General features: G+C 73.4%; 19 protein-coding genes and 1 pseudogene. 10 read left to right on the top strand and 10 right to left on the bottom strand.

Going from position 1 to position 18,933, the window contains the following annotated elements; genetic code table 11:
* Positions 1-139: 139 nt before the first annotated feature.
* Complete coding sequence (gene afsK, locus IO24_RS0115460; RefSeq protein ID WP_031136079.1) at positions 140-2,518, bottom strand: protein serine/threonine kinase AfsK; 2,379 nt, start codon at positions 2,516-2,518, stop codon at positions 140-142.
* 193 nt (positions 2,519-2,711) lie between these two features.
* Positions 2,712-3,434, bottom strand: coding sequence for an AfsK-binding protein KbpA (gene kbpA, locus IO24_RS0115455; RefSeq protein WP_199808837.1), 723 nt, complete (start codon positions 3,432-3,434; stop codon positions 2,712-2,714).
* A gap of 122 nt (positions 3,435-3,556) precedes the next feature.
* Here kbpA and IO24_RS0115450 point away from each other — a divergent pair, with 122 nt between their 5' ends.
* On the top strand, positions 3,557-4,204 hold the full coding sequence (locus IO24_RS0115450) for a TetR family transcriptional regulator (protein WP_167551612.1): 648 nt from the start codon (positions 3,557-3,559) through the stop codon (positions 4,202-4,204).
* An 83-nt stretch (positions 4,205-4,287) separates the two neighbouring features.
* Here IO24_RS0115450 and IO24_RS0115445 read toward each other — a convergent pair whose 3' ends face one another.
* A complete protein-coding gene (locus tag IO24_RS0115445) occupies positions 4,288-4,758 on the bottom strand; it encodes a nitroreductase family deazaflavin-dependent oxidoreductase (protein ID WP_031136074.1) in 471 nt (156 codons plus the stop codon).
* On the bottom strand, positions 4,755-5,945 hold the full coding sequence (locus IO24_RS0115440) for an acyl-CoA dehydrogenase family protein (RefSeq protein WP_031136072.1): 1,191 nt from the start codon (positions 5,943-5,945) through the stop codon (positions 4,755-4,757). Before IO24_RS0115440 ends, IO24_RS0115445 begins: the two co-directional genes overlap by 4 nt.
* Positions 5,946-6,049: 104 nt before the next feature.
* Between IO24_RS0115440 and IO24_RS0115435 the strand changes: the two genes are divergently transcribed.
* From IO24_RS0115435 to IO24_RS46380, 3 genes and pseudogenes are all read left to right on the top strand, one after another.
* Positions 6,050-7,219: a thiolase C-terminal domain-containing protein gene (locus IO24_RS0115435; RefSeq protein WP_031136070.1), complete on the top strand. Its 1,170-nt coding sequence runs from the start codon at positions 6,050-6,052 to the stop codon at positions 7,217-7,219.
* A 100-nt stretch (positions 7,220-7,319) separates the two neighbouring features.
* The gene (locus tag IO24_RS0115430) at positions 7,320-7,997 is read left to right on the top strand and encodes a pyridoxine/pyridoxamine 5'-phosphate oxidase (RefSeq protein WP_031136068.1); all 678 of its coding nucleotides are present in this window, start codon (positions 7,320-7,322) and stop codon (positions 7,995-7,997) included.
* A 21-nt stretch (positions 7,998-8,018) separates the two neighbouring features.
* Positions 8,019-8,195 (top strand): annotated as a pseudogene (locus IO24_RS46380) (oxidoreductase); the annotation flags it as partial.
* Positions 8,196-8,198: 3 nt separating this feature from the next.
* On the opposite strand, the gene IO24_RS0115425 reads toward IO24_RS46380, so the two are convergent.
* From IO24_RS0115425 to IO24_RS0115405, 5 genes are all read right to left on the bottom strand, one after another.
* Complete coding sequence (locus IO24_RS0115425; protein WP_031136067.1) at positions 8,199-9,089, bottom strand: GNAT family N-acetyltransferase; 891 nt, start codon at positions 9,087-9,089, stop codon at positions 8,199-8,201.
* A gap of 62 nt (positions 9,090-9,151) precedes the next feature.
* Positions 9,152-9,364: a DUF4287 domain-containing protein gene (locus IO24_RS0115420; protein ID WP_031136065.1), complete on the bottom strand. Its 213-nt coding sequence runs from the start codon at positions 9,362-9,364 to the stop codon at positions 9,152-9,154.
* A gap of 98 nt (positions 9,365-9,462) precedes the next feature.
* On the bottom strand, positions 9,463-10,089 hold the full coding sequence (locus IO24_RS0115415; RefSeq protein WP_031136062.1) for a GNAT family N-acetyltransferase: 627 nt from the start codon (positions 10,087-10,089) through the stop codon (positions 9,463-9,465).
* A gap of 115 nt (positions 10,090-10,204) precedes the next feature.
* The gene (locus tag IO24_RS0115410) at positions 10,205-10,621 is read right to left on the bottom strand and encodes a Zn-ribbon domain-containing OB-fold protein (RefSeq protein ID WP_031136060.1); all 417 of its coding nucleotides are present in this window, start codon (positions 10,619-10,621) and stop codon (positions 10,205-10,207) included.
* Positions 10,621-11,070 carry a hypothetical protein gene (locus IO24_RS0115405; RefSeq protein ID WP_031136058.1) on the bottom strand — a complete coding sequence of 150 codons (450 nt, stop codon included), beginning with the start codon at positions 11,068-11,070 and terminating at the stop codon, positions 10,621-10,623. Before IO24_RS0115405 ends, IO24_RS0115410 begins: the two co-directional genes overlap by 1 nt.
* Positions 11,071-11,317: 247 nt before the next feature.
* Between IO24_RS0115405 and IO24_RS0115400 the strand changes: the two genes are divergently transcribed.
* The 4 genes from IO24_RS0115400 (at position 11,318) to IO24_RS0115385 (ending at position 16,341) form a co-directional block, all read left to right on the top strand.
* Positions 11,318-12,523 carry a flavin-containing monooxygenase gene (locus tag IO24_RS0115400; protein ID WP_031136057.1) on the top strand — a complete coding sequence of 402 codons (1,206 nt, stop codon included), beginning with the start codon at positions 11,318-11,320 and terminating at the stop codon, positions 12,521-12,523.
* Between the two features lie 141 nt (positions 12,524-12,664).
* The gene (locus IO24_RS0115395; protein WP_031136056.1) at positions 12,665-14,890 is read left to right on the top strand and encodes an acetate--CoA ligase family protein; all 2,226 of its coding nucleotides are present in this window, start codon (positions 12,665-12,667) and stop codon (positions 14,888-14,890) included.
* Entirely contained in the window at positions 14,890-15,681 is a 792-nt protein-coding gene (locus tag IO24_RS0115390) for an enoyl-CoA hydratase/isomerase family protein (protein ID WP_031136054.1), read from the top strand. The genes IO24_RS0115395 and IO24_RS0115390 overlap by 1 nt, the downstream gene beginning before the upstream one ends.
* Positions 15,682-15,738: 57 nt before the next feature.
* The gene (locus IO24_RS0115385; RefSeq protein WP_031136051.1) at positions 15,739-16,341 is read left to right on the top strand and encodes a flavin reductase family protein; all 603 of its coding nucleotides are present in this window, start codon (positions 15,739-15,741) and stop codon (positions 16,339-16,341) included.
* 3 nt (positions 16,342-16,344) lie between these two features.
* Here the strand turns inward: IO24_RS0115385 and IO24_RS0115380 are convergent, their stop codons facing one another.
* Positions 16,345-17,466 (bottom strand): methyltransferase, encoded by a 1,122-nt coding sequence (locus tag IO24_RS0115380; protein ID WP_031136049.1) that lies wholly within the window; start codon positions 17,464-17,466, stop codon positions 16,345-16,347.
* A 256-nt stretch (positions 17,467-17,722) separates the two neighbouring features.
* On the opposite strand from IO24_RS0115380, the gene IO24_RS0115375 reads away from it, so the two are divergent.
* Both IO24_RS0115375 and IO24_RS0115370 read left to right on the top strand, forming a co-directional pair.
* Positions 17,723-18,367, top strand: a complete 645-nt coding sequence (locus IO24_RS0115375) for a CatB-related O-acetyltransferase (protein WP_031136048.1) — start codon at positions 17,723-17,725, stop codon at positions 18,365-18,367.
* A gap of 84 nt (positions 18,368-18,451) precedes the next feature.
* Positions 18,452-18,925, top strand: coding sequence for a hypothetical protein (locus IO24_RS0115370; RefSeq protein WP_031136046.1), 474 nt, complete (start codon positions 18,452-18,454; stop codon positions 18,923-18,925).
* Positions 18,926-18,933: the final 8 nt, after the last annotated feature.

Raw genomic sequence — 18,933 nt, 5'->3', positions numbered from 1 at the left:
ATGTCACTGCGTGGCGACCGGTGCGTACCCGGCGTAGCGTCCTGGGTGGGAGCGGTGAACGGGCCGCTCCCCGGCAAAGCGGCGGCCGCCGTCCGGAGCACCCCTTCCGTACGCCGGTACGACGGCCGCCCCGGGCCGGTCAGGCGGTGCGCGCCGTGCCCGTGCCCTTCTCCGCGTCCAGTGCGTACACGCAGCGGTCCTTGCTGCACGCGTACACCACCCCGTCCCGGACGACCGGGGAGCCGGTGATCTCGCCGCCGGTGGCGAGTTTCCAGCGCAGCCGGCCGTCGTCGGCCTTCAGGGTGTAGAGCAGGTGGTCGGTGGAGCCGAAGTGGATCCGGCCCTCGGCCACCGAGGGGGCGCCCACGATGTCGCCGCCCGCCTGGAAGCGCCACTTGGGCGTGCCGGTGACCGCGTCGAGGGTGTAGAGGCCCTTGCCGCTGCCCACGTGGACATGGCCGGCGGCGACCAGGACGGGGTCGACACAGGAGCGGGCCTCGGTGGCGATGCGCCAGCGGTCGCGGCCGTCGGTGGCGTCGAGGGCGTAGACCGTGCCCAGGTAGTCGGCGAGGTAGATGCCGCCGCCGGTGACGGCCGGGCCGGGGACGAAGGTGGGCGGGCAGAGGAACACGGCCGGGGCCTCGAAGTGCCACTTCACATGTCCGGCGGCCACGTCGAGCGCGAGGACGCGGGTGCCGGCGCAGACGTACACGTAACCGTCGCCGGCCTGGGTGAGCCGGATCGGGACACCGCCGCAGGAGGCCGCGTCGCCGATCGGGTACGACCAGCGCTCGTCGCCGGTACGGGCGTCCAGGGCGCGCAGCCGGGCGTCCTGCCACACGTAGACCGTGCCGTCGTGCAGGGCGGGCCCGGCCTCGGGGGACTCGAAGTCGGACTGGCAGCCGGTGATCTCCCACAGCTTCTGACCGCCGGAGGCCTCCCAGCCCTGGACGCCGCCGCCGCGGGTGCCGGTGACGACGGTGCCGCGGCCGGCCTTGAGCGAGTAGACCCAGGCGTCCGTCTGCAGGCGCCACAGGTCGCCGCCCTCGCGGGCGTCCAGCGCGAACAGGGTGGGCCCGTCGGAGGCGTGGATACGGCCGTCCGCGACGGCCATGGACCAGGCGACGTCCCGGGTCTTGAAGCGGCGGCGGCCGGTGGCGACGTCCAGGGCGTGCACCTCGAAGGAGGTGACGTAGACCAGGTCGTCGGCGACGGAAGGGGTGCCCCAGACGTCGTTGGACATGCGGAAACGCCAGGGCCGCCAGCCACCGGACTGCTCCGGCGGCGCGGCCGGTGCCGGGGGCGCGGCGACGGCGGGGCCCACGGCGGGGTCGGTGCCGTTGACGCCGGGGCGGGGCTTGGACCAGGAGGCGGCGAGGGCGGCCTCCGGCGGGGGTGCCTTGACGGCGGCGGCACGGACGTCGGCGACGCGCGGGCCCGGGCCGATGGGCACCTGACCGCCCGCCAGCCGGACGGGGCCGGTGTCCGGGCCGCCGGCCGGCGCCGGCACGGACGCCGGAACGACCGGGTCGTGCGGCGGCGGGGGCGGGATGGGCGCCGGGCCGGGGGCGGGGCGTCCGCCGCCGCTGCGGCCGGCACCGGGAGCGGGCTTGCCGGCCGGGCGGCCGTTGCGGCGGGACTCGATCAGGCCCACGGCCCGCTCGGGCAGCCATGCGGAGGCCGTGCCGCTGTCGTCGGAGCCGGAGCCGAAGAGGTGGGGGGCGAGCTGGGCCTGGAGGTCGGCCGGGTTGGGGCGGGCCGTCGGGTCCATCTGCATACAGGACTCGATGAGCGGCCGCAGTTCGTCCGGGAGCCCTTCGAGGTCCGGGCCTTCGCGCAGCAGCATGAAGACCGTCTCGACCGGGTTGGCGCCGTGGAAGGGCGGGTGCCCGGTGGCGGCGAACACCAGCATCGAGCCCAGGGAGAAGACGTCGCTGGCGCCGGTGACGCTGCGGGAGTCCTTGGCCTGCTCGGGGGACATGTAGGCGGGGGTGCCGACGGCGACGTTCGTCATGGTCAAACGTGTGTTCGAGACACCCGATGCGATGCCGAAGTCGATCACCCGGGGCCCGTCCTCGACGACGAGGACGTTCGACGGCTTCAGGTCCCGGTGCACCAGGCCCGCGCCGTGGATGGACTGGAGGGCCTCGGCCACGCCCGCCGCCAGCCAGCGCACCGCCTGGGCCGGCATGGGGCCGCAGTCGTTCACTATCTCCTCGAGGGAGGGCGCGGGGACGTACGCGGTGGCCAGCCACGGCACGGCGGCGCGCGGGTCGGCGTCCACGACGGCGGCCGTGTAGAAGCCGGAGACGGCGCGGGCCGCCTCCACCTCGCGCGTGAAGCGGACCCGGAACAGCTGGTCCTCGGCCAGCTCCGTCCGGACGGTCTTGATCGCCACACGCCGGCCGGACGCCGAACGCGCGAGATAGACCAGCCCCATGCCGCCGGCACCCAGCCGTCCCAGCACCTCGAACGGCCCGATCCGCCGCGGATCGTGCTGCGTCAGCTGATCCACCACTCTGCCTGCCACCTCCCCGTACGAGCCGCGCCGACGTCACATGTCCCACGCGACCCCGTGCAGCGTCTCACCACCGCACCGCCATGGCGGCACGCACCCTGATTCTTCCTGGCCGGAGCCCTGGTTGCGAACCCGGTGACAATTGGGATGTCTCGGTATGAAAGTGATCAAACGATGACCAAACAAAGCCCGCTCAGCGGCGCAGCAGCGCGAAGGACGCCCCCTGATTGTCCGTGACGACGGCGGCCTCGCCGTACGAGGTCTCGAAAGGCGGGGCCTGGACCCGCCCGCCGAGCCGCTTCACGTCCTCCAGCGCGGCCGCCACGTCCGCCACGGCGAAGTGCACGAGGAAGTGGGGCGGCATCCGCTCGGAGAACACGTCGGAGACGGGGGCGCGCCCGAAGTCGGGCTTCGCGTCCGGTCCGAACAGGGCCTCCTGGAAGAGATCGCCGTAGAAGGCGTTGGCCGCCTCGGTGTCCCGGGCGTACAGCTCGGCCCAGGCGAAGGTGCCCGGCTCGTGCCGCTTGCCGAAGCCGGGATGCTCCTCCGGCTGCCACAGGGCGAACACGGCGCCCTCGGGGTCGGTGACGAGCGCGGTGACGCCCAGTTCCCCGGCCGGCACCGGCGCCGAGACGATCTGCCCGCCCGCGTCCCGGACGCGCCGGGCCAGGGCCGGCGCGTCCGGGGTGGCGAAGTACACCGTCCAGACGGTGGGCAGCCGGCCGTCCACTTTGCGGACCAGCGCGGCCACGGGTTCGCCGTCCTTCAGCGCCTGCGCGAAGGAGCCGAACCAGTCCTCGAAGGTCCACCCGAAAAGTTCACCGTAGAACCGCTTGCCCGCCTCGACGTCGGGGAGCTGCGCGTCCACCCAGCAGGGGACGCCCTCTCCGTACACCGATGCCCTGTTTTCGGCCATGCCGCCAACGTAACCGCGACTGACGCAACCCGCAGACCAGGCACACCAGCATCGGCACTTCCTTACACCCCATTTGCAGTCGGCCGAATCGCGCCCCGATCACGCCTCGGTAAGCTGACGTCATGACAGGACAAGTGCGTACCGTCGACGGCCGCGTGGCCGGCCGACGTGGGCAGGCGACCCGGCAGAAGCTGCTCGACTGCCTCAGCGAGATGCTCAGCTCCTCCCCGTACCGCGACGTCAAAGTCATCGATGTCGCCCGGAAAGCGGGCACTTCACCCGCGACCTTCTACCAGTACTTCCCGGACGTCGAGGGCGCCGTCCTGGAGATCGCCGAGCAAATGGCGACCGAGGGCGCCGCGTTGACGGAGCTCCTGGAGGGCCGCTCCTGGGCCGGCAAGGCCGGCTGGCAGACGGCACAGGAACTCGTCGACGGCTTCCTGGAGTTCTGGCGCAGGAACGACGCCATCCTGCGGGTCGTCGATCTCGGCGCCGCCGAGGGCGACAAGCGCTTCTACAAACTCCGGATGAAGATCCTCAACTCGGTGAACAACTCCCTCGCGGACGCCGTCGCCGAGCTCCAGGCCAAAGGCAGGGTCGACAAGGACGTGAACCCGGCGGCCGTCGCCGGTTCGCTCGTCGCGATGCTCGCGGCCGTCGCCTCCCACCAGAAGGGCTTCTCCTCCTGGGGCGTGAAGCAGGCCGAACTGAAACCGAACCTCGCCCTGCTGGTCCACCTGGGCGTCACCGGCCGGAAGCCGACGAAGTAGCGCGGCGCAACGGCCTCATACGTACCCAAGTCCTGTCTGGCAGGCGGTGGTCCACCCAGGTGGACCACCGCCTGTTGCGCTTTCTAGCGACGTACGAGCCGGAACACCCTGATCTCCCGCTCCACCCGCGCCTGGTACGCCGCGTACGGCGGCCAGAACGCCAGCAGCGCCTGCCACGCCGCCGCCCGCTCCGTGCCCTCCAGCAGCCGGGCCGTGACCGGGACGTCCCGGCCCTTCCAGCTGATCTCCGCGTCGGGATGCGCGAGCAGGTTGTGGCTCCAGGCGGGGTGCCCCGGCCGCCCGAAGTTCGACCCGACGAGGATCCAGCAGCGCCCGCCGTCCTCCGGCATGCAGGCCAGGGGCGTACGGCGCGGCAGCCCGCTCCTCGCCCCGGTCGAGGTCAGCACCACACCCGGCAGGAGCTGCGCGCTGAGCAGCACCTTTCCCCTGGTGAGCCGGTGGACGGCCCGGTCGAGGGCGGGCACCACGTGCGGTGCCACGCGCGCGAAGCCCCTGGTCGACGACACCTTCTGCACCACGCGCGCACCCTTCATGGGCCGGCCTCCTCGAAGACGTGTGCCGCGTCGGCCGCGTGCGCCCGCAGCCGGTGCACCGGCCCGAACAGCAGCTCGTCGCCCGCGGCACGCTTGAAGTACAGGTGAGCCTCGTGCTCCCAGGTGAAACCGATGCCGCCGTGCAGCTGGATCCCCTCGGCGGCGGCGCGGCGCAGCGCTTCGAGCGCCTGGGCGAGGGCGAGGCCGCCGGCCGTCTCCGCACCGGCGGTTGTGGCGGCGGCCCAGGCCGCGTAGTAGGCCGCCGAGCGGGCCGCCTGGACCTGGACGTACGCGTCGGCCAGCCGGTGCTTGACCGCCTGGAAGGAGCCGACCGGCCGCCCGAACTGCTCGCGCTGCCCCACGTACCCGACGGTCCGCTCCAGCACGCGGCCGGCGGCCCCCGCGGCCTCGGCGGCCAGGCAGGCGGCTGCCGTCTCACCGAGCCGGGCGAGGGCGGGGAGGGCGTCGACGGCCTCGCCGCCCAGCAACTCGGCCGGAGTGTTCCGCAGTTGGATGCGACCCTGCGGGCGGGTGGCGTCCAGGGCGGTGCGCCGTACCCGGGTGAGACCGGCGGCGTCCCCGTGCACGAGGAAGAGCAGCACACGGGAACGGGCGAATCCGCCGGCGTGCGCGGCGACCAAGAGGAGCCGGGCACGGTGCCCGTCGAGAACCTGGTCGACCTGCCCGTACAGCTGCCAGCCGCCCTCGGCCCGCCGGGCCTGTACACCCCCGGCCCGCCCCCCGCCCGCCCAGTCCCCGCGCCGGTCGTGGCCGGTGAGCCCGAGGGCGGTGGTGAGAGCCGGCCCCGGTACGGCGAGGGCGGCGGTGAGTCCGCCGGAGGCGATGCGCGGCAGGAGCTCGGCGCGCTGGGCGCCGGTGCCGAGGGCGAGCAGCAGCGGGGCGGCGAGGACGGCGGTGGCGAGCAGGGGGGTGGGGGCGAGGGCCCGGCCCGTCTCCTCGCAGGCCAGGGCCAGTTCGGTCACCGTGCAGCCGGCTCCGCCGTAGGCCTCGGGCAGGGTCAGGCCGGGCAGGCCGAGTTGTTCGGCGAGGGTGGTCCACAGGGCGGGGTCGTGTCCGGCGGGGGTGTCGACGGCGGCCCGCAGCTCTTCCGGACCGCACCGCTTGTCGAGCAGTTCGCGCAGGGTGCGGCGGATCTCGTCCTGTTCGTCGGTGAAGCGGGCGTCCATGGGGCACCTCTCTCCGCATCTGACGGTCCGTCATATTAGGGCGGCGGAACAGGGAAGCCCAGAGCCCTGCCACGCCCACACGAATCTGATGTACCGTCAGATTTATGGTTGCCCGGAGGAAAGTGGCCGTGGCCGGCGTGGCCCTCTCGGACTGCGGCCGCGTGGACGACGCGACCCCATACGCCCTGCACGCCCAAGCGGCCCGCCGCGCCCTGGCCGACGCGGGCCTGGACCGGTCCCTGGTCGACGGCTTCGCCTCGGCGGGCCTCGGCACACTGGCGCCCGTCGAGGTCGCCGAGTACCTGGGCCTGCGTCCCACCTGGGTCGACTCCACCTCCGTGGGCGGCTCCACCTGGGAGGTCATGGCGGCCCACGCGGCGGACGCGATCACGGCCGGGCACGCCCGCGCGGTGCTGCTCGTCTACGGCTCGACGGCACGGGCCGACGTACGCGCGGGCCGCCGCACCGGGACGCTGTCCTTCGGCACGCGCGGCCCCCTGCAGTTCGAAGTGCCTTACGGCCACACCCTGATCGCCAAGTACGCCATGGCGGCCCGCCGCCACATGATCGAGTACGGCACGACGATCGAGCAGCTGGCGCAGGTGGCGGTGCAGGCACGGGCCAACGCGGCCCTCAACCCGGAGGCGATGTTCCGCACCCCGGTCACGGTCGACGAGGTCCTGGCCGGACCCGTGATCGCGGACCCCTTCACCAAGCTGCACTGCTGCGTCCGTTCCGACGGCGGGGCGGCCGTGCTGCTGGTGGCGCAGGAGTACGTACGGGACTGCCGTACGTCGCCGGTGTGGGTGCTGGGGACCGGGGAGTCCGTCTCGCACGCGGCGATGTCCGCGTGGCCGGACTTCACGGTGACGCCGGCGGCGGTGAGCGGGCGGCTGGCGTTCGGACGGGCGGGGGTACGGCCGTCGGAGATCGACTTCGCCGAGATCTACGACGCGTTCACGTACATGACGCTGGTGACGCTGGAGGACCTCGGCTTCTGCGCGAAGGGCGAGGGCGGGGCGTTCGTGGAGAAGGGGCGCCTGCGGGTCGAGGGCGGTGAGCTGCCGGTGAACACCGACGGGGGCGGGCTGTCGGCGCAGCACCCCGGGATGCGGGGGCTGTTCCTGCTGGTGGAGGCGGTGCGGCAGGTGCGCGGCGACTGCGGGGAGCGGCAGGTGCGGCGGGGCGACGGCTCACTGCCCCGGCTGGCGGTGGCCTCGGGGACCGGGGGCTGGTTCTGCTCGTCGGGGACGGTGGTGCTGGGGGCGGACTGAGAGGAGCCTGCCACCGGGGGCGGCCCGGGGAACGGCCCGTTGCACCGCCGCGCACGCTGTCCGCCCCGCCGGAGGAGACCGGAGCGGTGACAATCGAGGCATGGCAACCGATCTTCACGTGCTTCTGAGGTCACTGCGGGTCTGGGACCCCGAGGTCACGGACCTGCCCTCCTTCGAGCCGGCCACCGCCCCGGCCGCTCCCCTGCCCCTCTTCGCCGAGTGGTTCGCGGCGGCGGTGGCGGCCGGCCAGACCGAGCCGCACACCATGTCGCTGGCGACCTCGGACGCGTCCGGCCTGCCCGACGTGCGGATCGTGATGCTGCACGGCGCGGACGCCGGCGGCTGGTCCTTCGCGTCCCACGCCGGCAGCCGCAAGGGCCGGCACCTCGCCGGCCGTCCGTACGCCGCGCTCGGCTTCTACTGGCCGGTGCTGGGCCGCCAGGTCCGGGTGCGCGGTCCGGTGACGGCGGCTCCGTCCGGGGAGTCCCAGGGCGACCTGCACGCCCGCTCGACGGGCGCGCTGGCGGCGGCGCTGACCGGGCGGCAGAGCGAGGTCCTCCCCTCCCTGGACGACCTGGCCCGGGCCTCGGAGTCGGCGTGGGAACGGGCGTCACGGGAGCCGGAGGCACCGGTGCCGTCCTGGACGCTGTACCGGCTGCGGGCCGAGGAGGTGGAGTTCTTCCAGGGGGACGAGCGACGACGGCACGTCCGGCTCCGCTACCGGCGGGAGGGGGAGCGGGACGGGGAGGGATGGTCAAGGGAGCTGCTGTGGCCGTGAGGACAGCCGTCGACGGCTGTCACCAGAGGCCGCCTGCTCACCGGCCTCGGCCGGCCCCCCTCGTCCCAGCCGGACATCGGCGAACATCACCACGGCCGCGGCCAGGAACACTTCGCCCTGCTCTTCATGGGCATCGCCGACGGCCCGGGCTCCCACACGTTCACCATCCAGGTGGTCCCCCGGGCCGCCGCCGCGTAGGGCCTACCGGCATGTCTCCCGCGTGAAGTCGTACACCTCGAAGTCCGCGACCGGCCGGTACCCGATGCGCTGGTAGAGGCTGTTGCTGGTCGGATTGGCCAGGTCCGTGAAGAGGAGGACCTCCTCCGCCCCGGCGGCCAGGGCGGCGCGGCTGACCTCGGTCGTCGCGGCGCCCGCGTAGCCACGGCCGCGGAGGTGGGTGGGGGTGTAGACCGGGGCGACGCGGACCTGGCCGGCGACCTGCGGGCCGGTGCCGGCCATGGCGACAGCGTCGCCGTCGGGGGTTTCCCAGAAGGTGATGCCGCCGCTGTCGATACGGGCGTCCGCCCACTCGGCGGAGTCGCGGACGGTTCCCAGGCCGACGGCCTCGCTGAACTCGTCGTGCCAGCGCAGGAGTTGCTCGCGATCCGACTCGACGGCGGTCCGGGGGCCGCCGGGCGGTACGGGTCCGGGTGCGGTCAGGGTGCCGAGCCGGTAGAGCCGCTGGCGCTGACGGAGGGCGGCCGGGGCGCCCGTGTGCCGCTGCCACGCTTCGGCGAAGGCGGCTGCGGTGCCGCACTCCGCGTTCACGCCGGGCAGGCGCCGGCCTAGGGCGGCCAGTCGCGCGGCGAGGATGTCGGCGTCCTCGGGGGTGAGAGCCGTGATGTTCAGCCAGTGCGGCGGGGTGCGGAAGAAGGCCGCCCGGACCTCTCCCGCCCGTTCCAGCACGCCGAACTCCGGTGCCCCGTCCCCGTACACGCACCGGCCGCGCGTCCGCAGGGTCTCCGTGACCGTCAGCGGCACGGTGTGCAGCGCCGGCCGGGAACGGAGGAAGGCGCCCGCACGGGTCAGGAAGTCGTCGAGGTCATGGGTGAGGTACCAGCTGTCCGCGCCGGTGTGGGTGACGGTGTCCATGTTTCATGGTGCCGCCCGCGGCCTCCCGGGCTCTCCTGGTTTTTCGGCGGGCCCCCGTCGGCTCACGTGCCGCTGTCCTCGGCCAGCGTGTGCGCCACCAGCGCGTTGGCGTGGCCGTGCCCCAGGCCGTGTTCGGTCTTGAGCCAGGCGACGAGTTCCATGTGCCGGGTCAGCGGCGAGCTGCGGATGAGCTCCTGCCACTCGGCGATCGGCCGGCCGTACTTCTTCTCGATGGAGGGGAAGTAGCTGGCGGGGCCCTTCACAGGTGCGGTCATCTCGGCCGGTCCCTTCATCTTCTCTGCGGTTGTGGTGCGGTTGCCAGTTATGACCGGCGGGGCGGGACGAACTGATCACCCAACGGCAGTGATGCGCGTCACACGCCTGCGCCCTGCCCTCCCCACGGGTCCGCCGGCTCCGGGTCGGTGGCCAGGCGCGCGTGCAGATGGGCGTCCCGGAACGCGTCGTGCCGCTCTTCCTGGAAGATCGCACCGCGCAGGGTGCCCTCGTACGAGAACCCGCACCTCTCGGCGATCCGGCACGACACGTCGTGACCGACCGCGTGATCCAGCTCCAGCCGGTGCAGACCGAGTTCCGTCAGCGCCCAGCGGGCGGTGAGCAGGAGGGACCGGGTGGCGACCCCCTGGCCCCTCGCCTCGGGGAGGACCCAGTAGCCGACCCGGGCGACCTTCAGGTGGTACCGGATCTCGTTGACGCCGACGTGCCCCAGCGGGGCGTCGCTGCGCGCGTCCGCGACCCGGAACGACACCGACGTCCCCTCCAGGGCACTCTGCGCCCGCGCGAGCAGCGACTCCCGCGCGCTCGCCCGGTCGGTGACCAGCCGCAACGGGGTGTTCCAGCGCCGGAAGTCCGGATCCCGCAGACCGCGCAACCACGTGTCGACGTCGGCGCCCGACCCCGCGTCCCAGGGACGCAGGACGAGGCCGTGGCCGTGGAGACCCGGGTGGGGGCCGGTCAGGGACTGGTCGCGTATGGGGGCCATGGGTCCCATTCAATCCCGTGGCCGTGATCCGGATCGCCGTGACGGGGAGAACGGGGCCGCCCCCGTCACGGCCGGAGTCCCGTCCGGGGCCGCCGGCCGTCGCTCGCCTGGCCGCTCAGCCCCTCGTCACCGTCCGGAACACCGGGATGCCCTCCCGGAAGGCCACCTCGAGCTCCGTCCCGCCCGACAGGTCCGGGTCCGCACCGACCCGGTCGCCCCCCTCCCCCACGATCTCCGTCATCATCCTCGGCCCTTCGGCCAGTTCGACCACGGCGGCGACGTACGGGACACGGTCCGAGAACGGCGGCAGGTCGTTGCGGTGGACGACGGACCAGGTGTAGAGCGTGGCGCGGCCGCTCGCCGTCTCCCACGTCACGTCCTCGCTCCAGCAGTGCGGGCAGAACTCGCGCGGGTAGTGGTGGGCCCGGCCGCAGGCCCCGCAGCGGCGGATCAGCAGCCTGCCCTCGGCGGCCGCGTCCCAGTACGTCCGCGTGAAGGTGTCGGGCTCGGGCAGGTCGAAGCGGCCGGTCATCAGAACAGCCCCAGCGCGCTGTCCAGCGACCACGTCTGCCAGGACATCCCGAACAGCCCGACCACCGACATCAGCGCCATCATCGAGTTCTGCCCCTGCTCGGCGACGTCGTGGACCATGAGCGTGAAGTAGAGGGCGTTGAGGAGGAGTCCGCCGGCCAGGGCGACCGGGGTGAGGAAGCCGGTGATCAGGCCCAGCCCGAGCGCCAGTTCCGCGTAGACGACGACGTACGCCATCACGCGGGCATGCGGCGCGACGGCCGCTTCGAAGCCCGAACGGACGGCGCTCCAGCGGTGCTCGGCGGCTATGCCGGCCGCCCACGCGATGCCGGTGCCCCGCTCGAACCAGGCCTTGCGGTCCTTGTGCCGCCAGCTCTCCAGCCACCACAGCCCGAGCCCGATCCGCAGCACGGCCAGCCATTCCGCTCCGGTGAGCCAGATCGTGTCCATGCAATCTGACGGTACGTCAGTTCTTCGGGAGCACAAGGCCCCCGCAAGCACCCATCGTCCGGCGGATCGCCAGGGTCGCCCTCCGGAGGCCGCGCGCGGCTCGCGCCAGAAACGATCACCACCCCGCCACAACCGGGCCCGGTACGCCACGAGCCCCACTCCCTGCGCCTACAGCCGTGATCAATCCGAAACCAATTCCGGTCTTGACCGAGACCCATCAAGCGGTCCCGTGATTACGCTCCCGCTCATGGCCGACTCCACACCCCCCACACCCGCCTCCGCGCAACCCCCACCGGACCGCCCCGTCTACGTCATCGGCGGCGGCCCCGGAGGGCTCTCCGCCGCGTACGCGCTGCGCGCCCGGGGCATACGGGCCGTCGTCCTGGAGAAGTCCGACCACGTCGGGGCGTCCTGGCGCCGCCACTACGACCGGCTGCACCTGCACACCACCCGCCGCCTCTCGGCCCTGCCCGGGCTGCCGATGCCGCGCAGGTTCGGGCGGTGGGTGTCCCGGGACAACGTGGTGCGGTACCTGGAGAAGTACGCCGAGCACCACCGTCTCGAGATCGTCACCGGCGTCGAGGTGTCCCGCGTCGAGCGCACCCCCGACGGCACGGGCTGGCTGCTGCACGCCACCGGCGGCCGGGAACTGACCGGCGCGGCGGTGGTCGTCGCCACCGGCTACAACCACACCCCGCGCCTGCCGGACTGGCCCGGCCGCTCCGCCTTCACCGGCGAGTTCCTGCACGCCGGCGAGTACCGCAGCGGCAAGCCCTGCGCCGGCCGGGACGTCCTCGTCGTCGGCGTCGGCAACACCGGCGCCGAGATCGCCGTCGACCTGGTGGAGAGCGGCGCCTCCCGGGTCCGGCTCGCCGTGCGGACCGTCCCCCACATCGTGCGCCGTTCGACCGTCGGCTGGGCCGCCCAGTACAGCGGCGTCCTGGTCCGCCGGCTGCCGGCCGGCCTGGTCGACCGGATCTCCCGGGTGCAGGCCAAGGTGGCTCTGCCCGACCTGTCGCCCCACGGGCTGCCGCGCCCGGACACCGGGCTGTACACGCGGGTGAAGCAGGGGGCCATCCCGGTGCAGGACGTCGGTCTGATCGACGCCGTGCGCAAGGGCACGGTGGAGATCGTGGCCGCCGTGGACGGTTTCGAGGACGGCGGCAAGGTCGCGCTGGCCGACGGCAGCCGGATCTCCCCGGACGTGGTGATCGCCGCCACCGGGTACGTCCGCGCCCTGGAGGGCCTGGTCGGCCACCTCGACGTGCTCGACGACCGCGGCAGGCCCGTCGTCCACGGCGCCCGCACCCAGAGTTCCGCCCCCGGCCTGTACTTCACGGGCTTCACCAACCCGATCAGCGGCAACCTCCGCGAGATGGCACTCGACGCGGTGAAGATCGCGAAGGCCGTCGCGAGAAACAGCTCGGGGCGGGTGTCCCGCCTGCCGGGCTGACCACCCGCCCCGACGGCGAGACGCCCCCGAGTCGGTCCGCTCGACAACTTCGCCCGGCACACCCCGTTCCTGACGTCGCATCAGTTCAGTAATCTGACAGTGCGTCAGTTAGCGGCTGTCTCACAGGAGCGGGCGGAAACGATGCTTGGATCGACCCACGGCACCCTCACCACCGACTCCCGCCGGACCCGGGCCATCGCCTGTGGCGAGCGGTCCGGGCCCGTCGTGCACGGCAGGCCGGCCCAGGCGGGTGACCTCGATGTCAGCGGGCGCCCGCTGCACGCCGGCGCACCCGACCTGGACCGCTTCTTCCGCCCCCGGTCCGTCGCCGTGATCGGCGCCTCGGACGCCGCGGGCCGCCCGAACACCGGCATCACCCGGCAACTGGCCGACTGGGCGGTACGCGTGGGCGCCACGCTCCACCCGGTGCACCCCAGCCGGCCGGCCGTCTTCGGCATCCCCTGCTCTGCTTCCGTCGCCGCCCTGCCCGAACAGGTCGATCTGGCCGTCGTGCTGGTCGGCGACCCCCTCCCGGTGATCGAGGAACTGGCCGACGCCAAGGCGCGGTTCGCGGTCGTCTTCGCCTCCGGGTTCGCGGAGACCGGGCCGGAGGGCGAGGCCGCCCAGCGGCGACTGGCCGCCGCCGTCGAGCGGTCCGGGCTGCGGCTGCTGGGGCCCAACACCAACCTCAACGCCTTCGAGCAATTCCGCGAGGACCTGGAAGGCCCCGCGATCGCGTTGATCACCCAGTCCGGCCACCAGGGCCGGCCCGTCTTCGCCCTGCAGGAACTCGGCATCCGCCTCTCCCACTGGGCCCCCACCGGCAACGAGGCCGACCTGGAGAGCGCCGACTTCCTCTCCTACTTCGCCGAGCAACCCGAGGTCGGCGCCATCGCCTGCTACCTCGAAGGGCTCAAGGACGGCCGCTCCTTCCTGCTCGCCGCCGACCGGGCCGCCCGGCGCAAAGTCCCCGTCGTCGCCGTCAAGGTCGGCCGCACCGAGACCGGCGCCCGCACGGCCGCCTCCCACACCGGCAAGCTGACCGGCGCGGACGCGGTGGTGGACGCGGCGCTCCGGCAGTACGGCGTGATCCGGGTCGACGGGCTCGACGAACTCCAGGACACGGCCGCCCTCCTGGCCCGGGCCCGCCCGCCGCGCGCGGACGGCGTCGTCGTCTACTCGATCTCGGGCGGCACCGGCGCGCACGTCGCCGACCTGGCCACCGAGGCGGGCCTGAGCCTGCCGGTCCTGTCCGAGGCCAAACAGGCCGAGCTGCACCAGTGGATACCCGGGTACCTGAGCGTCGCCAACCCGGTCGACAACGGCGGCCATCCGGTCGGTGACCATCGCGGCCGGAAGATCATCGACGCGATCCTCGCCGACCCCGGGGTCGGCGTGCTGATCTGCCCGGTCACCGGGCCGTTCCCGCCGCTCAGCGACCGGCTCGTCCGCGACCTGGTGGACGCGGCCGAGCAGACCGACAAGCTCGTCTGCGTGGTGTGGGGTTCGCCGGTCGGCACCGAACCCGTCTACCGCGAGGTCCTGCTCGGCTCCTCCCGCGTGGCCACCTTCCGCACGGTCGGCAACTGCCTCACCGCCGTCCGCGCCCACCTCGCCCACCACCGCTTCACGGCCGCCTACCGATCCCCCTTCGACGAGGCCCCGCGCACCCCCTCACCGTCCTACCGCAAGGCCCAGGCCCTGATGCAGCCCGGCCGGCAGCTCAGCGAACACGCGGCGAAGCAGCTGCTGCGGGCGTACGGCATCCGGGTACCGCGCGAGCAGCTGGTGACCAGCGCGGCGGCGGCCGTCCGCGCGGCCGGGCTCGTGGGCTACCCGGTGGTGATGAAGGCCTCCGGTGCCCGGATCGCCCACAAGACCGAGCTGGGCCTGGTGAAGATCGGGCTGACCTCGGCCAGCCAGGTCCGCGACGCCTACCGGGAGCTGACCGACATCGCCCGCTACGAGGACGTCTCCCTGGACGGCGTCCTGGTCTGCCAGATGGTGGAACAGGGCGTCGAGATGGTCGTCGGTGTCGCCCACGACGACCTGTTCGGCCCGACCGTGACCGTCGGGCTCGGCGGGGTGCTCGTCGAGGTGCTGCGCGACACCGCCGTAGGGGTGCCGCCCTTCGGGGAGGAGCAGGCGCGGGACATGCTCGCCGGGCTGCGCGGGCGGGCCCTGCTCGACGGGGTCCGGGGGCGGCCGCCGGCGGATCTGGACGCGCTGGTCGAGGTCGTCCTACGGGTGCAGCGCATGGCTCTGGAACTCGGCGACCAGCTCGCGGAACTGGACATCAATCCGCTGCTGGTGCTGCCGCAGGGGCAGGGCGCGGTGGCGCTGGACGCGCTGGCGGTGTGCCGCTGATGACGCGGTCCGCGGTGCTGCACACGACCGGCGACCACGTCCTCTCCCTCACCCTCAACCGGCCCGAGAGCCTCAACGCCCTCACGCCCGGGCAGCGCGAGGAGATCATCCGGTTGCTGGCGGAGGCGTCCGCCACGGCGGAGGTGCGGGCCGTCGTGATCACGGGGTCGGGCCGCGGCTTCTGCGCCGGAGCGGACCTCCGGGGCGCCGGCCCGGCCGGCGAACGCGTCACGGGCGACGTCGCACGCACCCTGCGCACCGGCGCCCAGCGTCTGATCACCGCCGTGCTCGACTGCGAGAAACCGGTGATCGCGGCCGTGAACGGCACGGCGGCCGGCCTCGGCGCGCATCTCGCGTTCGCCTGCGATCTGGTCCTCGCGGCCGAATCCGCCCGCTTCATCGAGGTGTTCGTACGCCGCGGACTGGTCCCCGACGGCGGCGGCGCCTACCTCCTGCCGCGGCTCATCGGCCCGCAGCGCGCGAAAGAGCTCATGTTCTTCGGCGACGCGCTCACCGCCCCGGACGCCGAACGTCTCGGGCTCGTCAACCGGGTCGTCGGGGACGAGGAGCTGGCGGAGACGGCGCGCGCATGGGCCGAGCGCCTCGCCTCCGGCCCGACCCGCGCCCTCGCCCTGACCAAGCAGCTCGTCAACGCCTCCCTCGACACCGACCGCACCGCCGCCTTCGCCGCCGAGGCCGCCGCACAGGAGATCAACATGACGACGGCGGACGCGCGGGAGGGCGTACGGAGCTTCGTGGAGCGGCGGGGGGCGGAGTTCGAAGGCCGCTGACCCTTCCTATCTGACGAGGCGTCAGCTTCAATGGCGGGTGTGATGGGACAAGCAGGGATGGCGGAAGCCGCCGTCCGCTACCTCAGGTCGAACCGCACACCCGCCCCCGAGCCCGTCGAAGCGCTGCCGCGCCCCGATCTGCGCTGTGTCGCCGAGGACGAGCGCGCACCGCTCGACCCGCGTGAGTTCCGCCGCGTGCTCGGGAACTTCGCGACGGGCGTGGCGATCATCACGGCACCGCCCGCCGCCGGCGGCGACTCCCCCGCCGGCTTCGCCTGCCAGTCCTTCTCGTCCCTTTCCCTCACCCCGCCCCTGGTGGCCTTCATGGTCGGCCGTACGTCGACGACGTGGCCGCGTATCGCGCGGGCAGGGGTCTTCTGCGTGAACGTCCTGGGGGCCGGCCAGGGCCAACTCTGCCGCGCCTTCGCGGTCAGCGGCGCGGACAAGTTCGCGGGCGTGCCGTACGACGCGGCACCGGTGTCCGGCTCCCCACGTCTCGCGGGCACCGTCGCCTGGATCGACTGCGCGATCCACGCCGTCCACACCGGCGGTGACCACCTCATCGTGGTCGGCCGGGTGAACGCCCTCGGCACGGCGGACGAGCCGTCCGGCCCGCTGCTCTTCCACCGAGGGCACCTCACGCGGCTGACGCCCCTGTAGGGCTCACGCCGCCGCCAGCCGCCACAGTGACGTGACCTCGGCGGCCCGCACGGCGTGCAGCGGATCGCCGGTGTCCCGCACGCGCGCGTGGCGCGGCCGGGTGTCCATCCGGCCGACGACCCGCAACCCGGCCTCCTCCACGGCGGCCATCAGCTCCTCCCGGCGGCGCAGCCCGAGCAGTTCGGCGAGGTCGGACAGGACGAGCCAGCCCTCACCGCCGGGTTCCAGCCGGCCGGCGAGCCCGCCGAGGAACCCGCGGAGCATGCCACCGCCCGCGTCGTAGACCCCGAGGTCGAGGTCGGAGGCGGGCTTGGCGGGAACCCAGGGCGGGTTGCAGACGACGAGGCCGGCACGTCCGTCGGGGTACAGGCCCGGCCCGGTGACGCGGACGGTCGCCGTGAGCCCCAGCCGCCGCATGTTCGCCCGGGCGCACTCCCGTGCCCGGGCGCTGACGTCCGTGGCCACCACCTGCCCGATCCCGCGCCGGGCCAGCACGGCGGCGAGCACCCCGGTGCCCGTGCCCAGGTCGAACGCCGTACGAACGGCACCGCCGCACGGCAAGGGCGCCCGGGCGACGAGATCGACGTACTCGCTCCGGGTCGGCGCGAACACCCCGTAGTGCGGGTGGACCCGCGCGCCCAGCGCCGGTACGTGCACTCCTTTCTCCCGCCACTCCCGGGCGCTGATCACACCCAGCAGTTCCGTGAGGGCGACGGCGAAAGGCCCGTCGGTCGGCGGCCCGTAGGCCTCGTCGCAGGCCCGGCGCACATCCGGCGCGCGACGCAACGCCAGGGTGTGGTCCTCCTCGAGCAGGACGAGCACCTTGCCGAGCACCCGCGCGCGGTGGGCGCGGAACCGGCGTTGTGCGTGAAACGCCTCGGCCGCGGAACCCGGCACACCGGGCGTGCTGCGGCCGACCCGGCGATCCATCGCGCGCAGCAGCTGACGGGCGTTGTGGAAATCCCCGCGCCACAGCAGCGCGGTGCCCTCGCAGGCCAGCCGGTGGGCGACGGCGGCCCGCATACGGTCGTCGGCGACGACGACCCGGCGGGGCAGGGGCAGCCCGGACTCAGAGTGCCAGCGGGCGGAACGGGGTTGAGCCTCGACCCAGTGGATCGTGGACACGGCAGACTCCTCGGAAGGTCGAACGTGAGCGAACGCGCGAAGCCACGACGATCACGTCACCGAGGACCATGCCGAGTGTCATCAACTGACCTTTCCGAGCCGGGAGTCAAGAAGGAGCAGCGCTCCCGCCCTCAGGATAGGCCGGGCGCGGATCCGGCCGCCGTCACTGACGGCGGCGAAATCGGGTGTCCCTGGGCGGCCGATGTGACGATCATGGGCCGGACACAGCCCCGCGACCGATGAGGAACCCCCGCCCATGCCTGTGCCGGCCGACCCGACGATCCTGCACCCGATGCCCGATCAGCCCCGGGTGGTGCTGCTCAAGCCGCTGGTGAAGTCCCCGCTGATCGAGGTCGGGGAGTACTCCTATTACGACGATCCGGACGACCCGACGGCGTTCGAGACGCGCAACGTGCTCTACCACTACGGGCCGGAGAAGCTGATCATCGGCCGGTTCTGCGCCCTGGGCACGGGCGTGCGGTTCATCATGAACGGCGCCAACCACCGGATGGACGGCCCCTCGACCTTCCCGTTCCCCACCATGGGCGGCTCGTGGGCCGACCACTTCGACCTGCTCACCGGTCTGCCGAACCGAGGGGACACGGTCGTCGGCAACGACGTCTGGTTCGGTCACGGCACGACGGTGATGCCCGGCGTACGGATCGGGCACGGCGCGATCATCGCCACCGGCTCCGTGGTCACCACGGACGTACCCGACTACGGCATCGCCGGCGGCAACCCGGCCCGCCTCATCCGCACCCGCTACGACGCCCCGGACATCGCCCGGCTGCTGGCGGTGGCCTGGTGGGACTGGCCCGCGGAGCACATCACCACACACGTGCGGACCATCATGTCGGGCACCGTCACCGACCTGGAGGCGGCCGCTCCGAACGCCCGGTAGGGCGAACAGCGGCCCCGGCCCGACACGTCCCGGCCACAGGACGGCGAGGGCCTCCGCGTGGACACCAGGAAGGCACACGGCCCTGTGCCACCCGAAGACACCACCCGGGAACCCGCCGAGCACGCCCGCTTCGCCGCGTACCTGGCCGAGCTGGAAAGGGTCACCGACACCGGCGAGATCGAGCTGGTCGGCCGCGTCCTCGCCGACCCGGACCGGGTGATGGCCAAGGCCGCCGTGGTGCGGCACCTCGACCGCCGGGCGGCGGAGCTCTGCCTCGAACCCGCCTGGGAGGGGTGGGCAGCGGCCATGGCCCGGGCCATGGTTCCGCATCCCTTCCTGACCCGGCGTCTGCGGGAGTGGTCCCTCTTCCGGGCCATCGCGCTCCGGTTGCCCTGGCACCGGGACGACTTGCTCGCGTCGTCCGACTGGCTCCAGCTCAGAATCGCCACCGGGACGGCCCCCGAGGCCCTCGGGATCCTGGCCGGCAGCGGCCGGACGAAGAGGATCCGCCACACCGCCGGAACGGGCCTCACCCGGCAGGGCAGACGGACGAGGTGAGCCGGGGG

This window comes from Streptomyces flavovariabilis, assembly GCF_000725785.1.
Classification (GTDB): domain Bacteria; phylum Actinomycetota; class Actinomycetes; order Streptomycetales; family Streptomycetaceae; genus Streptomyces; species Streptomyces hawaiiensis.
The sequence above is the reverse complement of the archived record's forward strand: the minus strand, read 5'-3'. Positions and strand labels throughout refer to the sequence as shown.

Bases quoted from the DNA above. Each gene is read 5' to 3' on its own strand.
- IO24_RS0115440 (WP_031136072.1), bottom strand. From the start codon at position 5,945: ATGGACGCCCGCTTCACCGACGAACAGGACGAGATCCGCCGCACCCTG.
- IO24_RS0115430 (WP_031136068.1), top strand. From the start codon at position 7,320: ATGGCAACCGATCTTCACGTGCTTCTGAGGTCACTGCGGGTCTGGGAC.
- IO24_RS0115385 (WP_031136051.1), top strand. From the start codon at position 15,739: ATGGCGGAAGCCGCCGTCCGCTACCTCAGGTCGAACCGCACACCCGCC.
- IO24_RS0115395 (WP_031136056.1), top strand. From the start codon at position 12,665: ATGCTTGGATCGACCCACGGCACCCTCACCACCGACTCCCGCCGGACC.
- IO24_RS0115420 (WP_031136065.1), bottom strand. From the start codon at position 9,364: ATGACCGCACCTGTGAAGGGCCCCGCCAGCTACTTCCCCTCCATCGAG.
- kbpA (WP_199808837.1), bottom strand. From the start codon at position 3,434: ATGGCCGAAAACAGGGCATCGGTGTACGGAGAGGGCGTCCCCTGCTGG.
- IO24_RS0115435 (WP_031136070.1), top strand. From the start codon at position 6,050: ATGGTTGCCCGGAGGAAAGTGGCCGTGGCCGGCGTGGCCCTCTCGGAC.
- IO24_RS0115415 (WP_031136062.1), bottom strand. From the start codon at position 10,089: ATGGCCCCCATACGCGACCAGTCCCTGACCGGCCCCCACCCGGGTCTC.
- IO24_RS0115425 (WP_031136067.1), bottom strand. From the start codon at position 9,089: ATGGACACCGTCACCCACACCGGCGCGGACAGCTGGTACCTCACCCAT.
- IO24_RS0115375 (WP_031136048.1), top strand. From the start codon at position 17,723: ATGCCTGTGCCGGCCGACCCGACGATCCTGCACCCGATGCCCGATCAG.
- IO24_RS0115410 (WP_031136060.1), bottom strand. From the start codon at position 10,621: ATGACCGGCCGCTTCGACCTGCCCGAGCCCGACACCTTCACGCGGACG.
- IO24_RS0115450 (WP_167551612.1), top strand. From the start codon at position 3,557: ATGACAGGACAAGTGCGTACCGTCGACGGCCGCGTGGCCGGCCGACGT.
- IO24_RS0115400 (WP_031136057.1), top strand. From the start codon at position 11,318: ATGGCCGACTCCACACCCCCCACACCCGCCTCCGCGCAACCCCCACCG.
- IO24_RS0115445 (WP_031136074.1), bottom strand. From the start codon at position 4,758: ATGAAGGGTGCGCGCGTGGTGCAGAAGGTGTCGTCGACCAGGGGCTTC.
- IO24_RS0115405 (WP_031136058.1), bottom strand. From the start codon at position 11,070: ATGGACACGATCTGGCTCACCGGAGCGGAATGGCTGGCCGTGCTGCGG.
- IO24_RS0115390 (WP_031136054.1), top strand. From the start codon at position 14,890: ATGACGCGGTCCGCGGTGCTGCACACGACCGGCGACCACGTCCTCTCC.